The organism is Acidimicrobiales bacterium, from assembly GCA_035540975.1.
Taxonomy (GTDB): Bacteria; Actinomycetota; Acidimicrobiia; order Acidimicrobiales.
Window position 1 is genome coordinate 1 of the sequence record DATLFN010000149.1, and the last position, 6021, is coordinate 6021.

Annotated in this window: 4 protein-coding genes; 3 read left to right on the forward strand and 1 reads right to left on the reverse strand. The window is 74.0% G+C overall.

The window, feature by feature from the left end; all coding sequences use genetic code 11:
- Positions 1–1164 (reverse strand): hypothetical protein (locus VM242_15010; GenBank protein HVM06473.1); only part of this gene is annotated, 1164 nt, incomplete at its 3' end.
- 87 nt (positions 1165–1251) lie between these two features.
- On the opposite strand from VM242_15010, the gene VM242_15015 reads away from it, so the two are divergent.
- The 3 genes from VM242_15015 to VM242_15025 form a co-directional block, all read left to right on the forward strand.
- Positions 1252–2343 carry a PDZ domain-containing protein gene (locus VM242_15015; protein HVM06474.1) on the forward strand — a complete coding sequence of 364 codons (1092 nt, stop codon included), beginning with the start codon at positions 1252–1254 and terminating at the stop codon, positions 2341–2343.
- A gap of 108 nt (positions 2344–2451) precedes the next feature.
- Positions 2452–5013 carry an ATP-binding protein gene (locus VM242_15020; GenBank protein HVM06475.1) on the forward strand — a complete coding sequence of 854 codons (2562 nt, stop codon included), beginning with the start codon at positions 2452–2454 and terminating at the stop codon, positions 5011–5013.
- Positions 5010–6021 (forward strand): hypothetical protein (locus tag VM242_15025; GenBank protein HVM06476.1); only part of this gene is annotated, 1012 nt, incomplete at its 3' end. The genes VM242_15020 and VM242_15025, both read left to right, overlap by 4 nt.

The window sequence follows — 6021 nt, forward strand, 5'->3', positions numbered from 1 at the left end:
CCCCCACGCGGGCGCTGAGGGAGCTGGCGGACGTGCCGCCCGCCGCGCCGGGGGTGGGAGGACCGGGTGCGGCGCGGCGGGCGGCACGTCCGCCAGCTCCCTCAGCGCCCGCGTGGGGGTCGGCGCGACGGGCCCTGCATCGCCGCGCCCGTCGACCGCGCTCGGTCGCGACGGCGGCGGCAGGGGCGCCGGGACCGCCTCCCACCACTCCCGCTCCGCCCGCTCCGCCGGTCGGGCGGGCTCCTCGTCCGGTGCGACGGGTTCGACGACCGGTTCTCGGCCGGCCACCGTCGCCGCCCCGCCCGCGTCCTCGGCGTCCGCGGCGTCCTCGGCGGCGACCACGCCGGGAAGCAGCGGCTCGTCCGCCGCGGCCCCCGCGCCCGCCTCCGCAGCCACGGCGGACGGCGCCTCGTCCGCCACCACGGCGATCGACTCGACGGCGTCCTCGGCGCTGACGGTGGACGGCTCGCCGGCGTCCTCGGCGGCCACCGCCAGCGGCTCGTCCACCTCGCCGGCGTCCTCGGCGGCCACCACCAGCGGCTCGTCCACCTCGGCGGCCACCGCCAGCGGCTCGTCCACCTCGGCCACGGCGGGCCCGGAGCGTCCCTGCGCCGTGGTCCCGGGGGCCGCCGGCATATCGGGGGCCCACGCGTCCCGCTCCTCGGTGGTCGTCCCGAGCGACGTCCCGTCTTCCACGTCTACGGCGGCCACCGGTCCGGTGGCGGCGACCGCGGAGGCGACACGCCCGGCCTCGGCCGGCTCGGGGTCCTCGCTCTCGACACCCGCCGGCGGGCCTGCGGTCGTGGCCGGTGCTGCTGCCGCCGCCGCCGCCTCGTCGTCGGCGTCGGCTCCCAGCTCGGCCCAGACGTCCATCTCGCTGGTGGTGTCCAGCTCCACCCAGATCTCCGGCTCCTCCTCCGCCGAGGGCTCGGGCTCGGGCCGGAGGTCGTCCTCCGGCGACCTCGACGGCGACGGCGTCGGCGGCGACGGACCGGGCGGGGGCGGGGATGCCGGCGCCGGGCCGGCGATCCAGCGCGCCCAGTCCTCCTCGGTCCACTCCAGGATCGGCTTGTCGGGCAAAGCCGCCTCGCCCGCCGGGCTCCCCGTCCCCGGCGCCGGGGCGCCCTCGCGGGAATGGGGGCCGGCGTCCCGGGGGTTGGTCACTGCCGGCGGTCTCGCTCGCGGCGGATTGGTTCCCGTTCCATGGCAGGCTGTGCCTGAGAAGCGAAATACATGGACACGATCGATCCGATGGTAGTGCCGCAGGCGCCGCTCTCCTGGCAGCCGCAACCGGAGCCGCGCCCGCGGCGCTGGGCGCGCTGGGCCGTCCCCGGGGTGGTCGCCGTGCTGCTCCTGCTCGGTGCCGCCCAGCTCAACCTCCCGTACTACGCGCTCTCCCCGGGTGACGCCCGCCAGGTCAACGACCTAATCCGGGTACCGGACGACCGTGAGTTCCCCCCCGAGGGCCGGGTGCTGCTGAGCACGGTGTCGTTGTCCCAGGTGAACGCCCTCCAGGCGTTGCGGGGATGGCTCGACACCGAGATCGACGTCCTCCCCGAGGACCAGGTGCTGGGCACGACGCAGCGGGACGACTTCACCAAGCAGAACCTCCAGCTGATGGACGACTCCAAGCAGGCGGCCGTCGTCGTCGCCTTGCGCCGGCTGGGCTACCAGGTCCCCGAGCAGGGCAAGGGCGCCCTGCTCGTCCAGATCGAGAAGGGTTCACCGGCCGACGGCCGGCTCGCCCAGGGCGAGGTCGTCGTCGGCGTCGACGGGCGGCCCACCACCCTGTCGCAGGAGGTGGTGGCCGCCATCCGGTCGCACAAGGCGGGCGAGACGGTGCGTCTCGACGTCACCGGTGTGAACGGTGAGGTCCGGGTCGAAGAGATCGTCCTGGCCGCACGGGACGGCACCTCCGACGGTTTCTTGGGGGTTGTCCTGCGCACCAAGGAGCAGAAGTTCGACTACCCGTTCGAGGTGGTCATCGACTCGGGGACCATCGGCGGCCCCTCTGCCGGCCTGGCCTTCACCCTCGGCGTGATCGACCACCTGAGCGTCGGGGAGCTCACGGGCGGCAAGAAGGTGGCGGCGACCGGCACCATCGAGTTGGACGGTTCCGTCGGGAACGTCGGGGGCGTGGTCCAGAAGACCGCTGCGGTGCGAGCGGCCGGCGCCGACGTCTTCCTCGTCCCGGTGGGCGAGTACGACGAGGCGGTGGCCCACGCCGGCGCGTACCTGGACATCATGAAGGTGGCGACCCTCGACGAGGCGCTGGCCGTCATGGCCCGCCTCGGCGGCGACGTCAGTGCCCTGGGGAAGGGCCCGGCGGGGACCGTCGGGTAGCGATCGAGGAGTCCCCGAAGCCCGGCGGCGGGCGACCGGTACGCTCTGCGGATCCCGATCGCCCGTACGCCTCACAGCGACGCCGCGGCTGTCGATAAGTAACCCCGGATGTCCGCTTCGAGCGCTCAGTTCCAATTCGCCGCCGAGTTCGTGCTCTTCCTCGCGGCCGCCTCCGGGCTGGCTGTCGTGGCGCTGCGCAGCGCGCTCCTGAGCCGCGAGACCATCGGCACCACCGCGCTCGCCATCGGCTTCGCCTCCTTCGCCGCGTCCGCCTTCCTCCACGGCTCGGCGCTGGTGGACGACGGGGGAGCGCCGCTGGTCGTCGGCCTGCGTGCGGCAGGCGTCGCCGCCATGGTCGTCGGGGTCGTCCGGGGCTGGGCCGCCGGTCGCCTCGCCAGCGGGCTCCTCGTGGCCTCGGCCGCCCTCGTCGGGGCGGCGACCGTCGTCGACGCCGACACCTCGGGGACGGCCGCCCGGGTCCTTCTCACCGCCGGCGGCATCGCCCTGGGCGGGTCGGTGCTCGCCGCGAGCCGCCGGTCGATCGCCGCCCGCTTCGCGGCCACCGCCGCCACGACGCTGCTGATCGTCGTCCTCGTGCTCGGGGTCGCCGTCTCCGCCGTGCTGGTCAACACCGTCGAGGACAGCGCCGTCCAGCGCCTGGAAGGCCGGGCGGCCACCGAGGCCACGGCAGCCCGGTTCAGCCACCTCGAATACCTGAAGTACGCCAAGATTGTCGCAGTCGCCGTGACCGTCGACCCGGCCAGGGTTCTGGCCGCGGCTCGGGCCACGGAGGCCAGCGACCTGATGTCCCGCAACCTCGCCGATCTCTCCGAGCGGTTCTTCAGCGAGGTCTCCTTCGTCTACGTCGGGCCGACCGGCGCCGTGCAGGGCGTGTTCGGGAACATCTCCTCGCCGGAGAAGGCGCTGGAGCTGGCCGGGTCGTCGGTCGTCGCCGAGGTCATCCAGAAGGGAGGCGAGCGAGGGTCGGTCGACCTCATCGGGGACCAGGCGGTCACCGTCGGCGCCTACCACGTGGAGCTCGATCCGGGCGACGAGCAGCTCGAGGGAATCGAAGGTGTGGTGGTCGCGCTCAGGGCCCTGGACGACAACTACCTTGCGCTCCGGGCCCAGGACGACGGCGACCTCTCGCTGGCGATGTTCGCCAACTCGGGCCCGGTGGCGACCCACGGCGTCCAGCCTCCGGGACCGGGCACGTCGGCCATGGTGCGGGCCGCCCTGGTCGACGGCCGGGCGTCGTCGGGGCTGGTGGAGGACCGCTTCGTGGCAGTGACGCCCGTGCTCGCCAACGACGGCACGCCGGCGCTGGCCCTGGTCGCCTCCACGCCGACCACGCTGGTCAACCGCACCCGCGACGAGCTGTTCCGCAACCTCTTCCTGGTCGCCCTGGGCGGCGCCATGCTGGCCCTCCTCTTCGCCTCGCTGGTGGGTGCCCGCATCGGAGCGGGCCTGTCGCGGCTGCGCACGGCGGCCGAGGCGATCGAGGGCGGCAACTTCGACGTGCGCTCTGGTGTCCGCAGCGACGACGAGGTCGGCGTGCTGAGCCGCGCCTTCGACTCGATGGCGGAGTCGGTGCAGGACAAGACAGCCGCGGAGATCCGGCTCCGGGGCCGGCTGGAAGCGGTGGTCGCCGGGATGGGCGAGGCCCTGGTGGCCGTCGACGGCGACGGGCTCGTCACCGACTTCAACCGCGCCGCCGAGCAGCTCATCGGCGTCCATCACTCCGACGCCATCGGTCGCCCCTTCGCCGAGATCATCCGACTGGTCGGCGACGACGGTACGGCCTTCGCGGCGACGGCCACACCGCCGGGCCGCTCCAGCACCCTGGGGTGGGTGACCAGGAATGGCGGCCGGCCGGTCCCGGTGGCGGTGTCGGTCGGGGTGCTCCACGGCCCCGGGAGCGACTCGGGCGGCCGGGTGCTCGTCCTCGCCGACCTGACGCGCGAGCGGGAGGTCGAGCAGATGAAGACCCAGTTCCTCACGAGGGTGGGCCACGAGCTGCGCCACCCGCTCGTCCCGATGATGGGCTACGCCGAGATCCTCACTCGCCGGGAGGTGCCCTCCGACCAGGCCCGGGAGATGCACCAGGAGATGCTCGCCCAGTCGAAGGTGCTCCTGCGCATCGTGGAGATGCTCGAGTTCTTCGCCGCCGCCGGGGCCGGCCGCGTGTCGCTGCGCAGGGAGGCGCTCGACCCCAAGCCCCTGGTGGAGGAGGTGGTCCGGCGGTGGCAGGCCAGGGCGCCGGGGCACACCATCCGCCGGGTGCGGACCCGCCGGCCCGTGCCGCCGGTGTTCGCCGACCGGCGCCGGCTGGTGAAGTGCCTCGACGAGCTGCTCGACAACGCCGTGAAGTTCTCGCCCGCCGGAGGGGTGGTGTCGGTGACGGTGGAGGCGGTGGAGGGCGGAGTGGAGATCGGCGTGCTCGATCACGGGATCGGGATGACCGAGGACGAGCAGGAGAAGGTCTTCTCCGAGTTCGTCAAGGCCGATCCGTCCGATACGACCCCCTACGCGGGTCTCGGGCTCGGGCTCGCGTTCGTCCGGCGGGTGGTGGAGGCCCACGGCGGGGCGCTCACCTGCCGCTCGGCGGTGGGAAAAGGCTCCAAGCTCTCAATCTTCCTGCCCGACGTGCCGAGAGAAGAGGCAGGATGAGGCCTCTTCTCGCTGCCGTGCTCGTCACCGCGGTGATCGCCGCCCTGGCCGCGGGGTGCTCGGACGGGAACGTCGGGACGAACGAGGCAGCGGTGGAGATCGCCGAGGGCAGCCGGGTGCTGATCGCCGAGCCGGGCGACGACCTCGCCCTGGCCGACGGCACCGTCACGGTGGACTTCGGGACCGACGTCAAGGTGCTGGCCGGTTCCGCCACCATCTCCCTGGCCGACGGCGGCACCCTGGAGGTCCGCGAACGCAGCGAGGTGGAGATCGGCACTCGGATCTCCCTGGTGGCCGCCGACGTGCTGGTCACCAGCGGGAAGGCGCCCGTGGTGGTGGAGGGCGCCGGCTCCGAGTTCATAGTCGACGGCGTGGCCCAGATCTCCCGGGACTTCGCCGTGTCGGCGTCGTCCTACCAGGGCAGCGTCGCCGTGCGCTCCGCCGCCCGGGAGTTGGTCGTCCCCGCCCTGCGGCAGGTGGCGGTCGCCTCGCTGGGCGTCGTCCCCACGTCGCCGAAGCCCCTCGACTACGACCCCGGCGACCCGTGGGATCGCCGCTTCCTCGCTGCGGCGATCGAGTTGGGCGACCAGCTGGAGGCGAAGAGCGCCGGCTTCACCGAGTCGGTCGGCAGGACCGAGGGCCGCACCGCCGGGTTCTACCGCGTGTTACTCCCCGCACTGGAGAACGAGCCACAGTTCGACGAGCGCCTGCTCACGCCGGGGCTGCGGCCAGGCGAGGCCCTGGTTGGCGCCACCATCGCGCTCCACGGCCGCACCGGCTCCTTCGCCGACCGGTGGGCGGCCGTCTTCGGCTTCCGCAGCGAAGGTGCCCGATGGGGCCTGGTTGCGTTGGACCAGCAGGTGAGCGACACGTCGGGCCTGGTGGCGTCCGTGAACGCCGCCATCGGCCGCCAGAGCTTCGCCTTCGCGCCCGCCCGCCCCGCCGCGACCCAGCCGGTGGGGCAACCGCCCGTCGCGCCGCCGCCGGCCACGACGCCTGCCGGGGCCC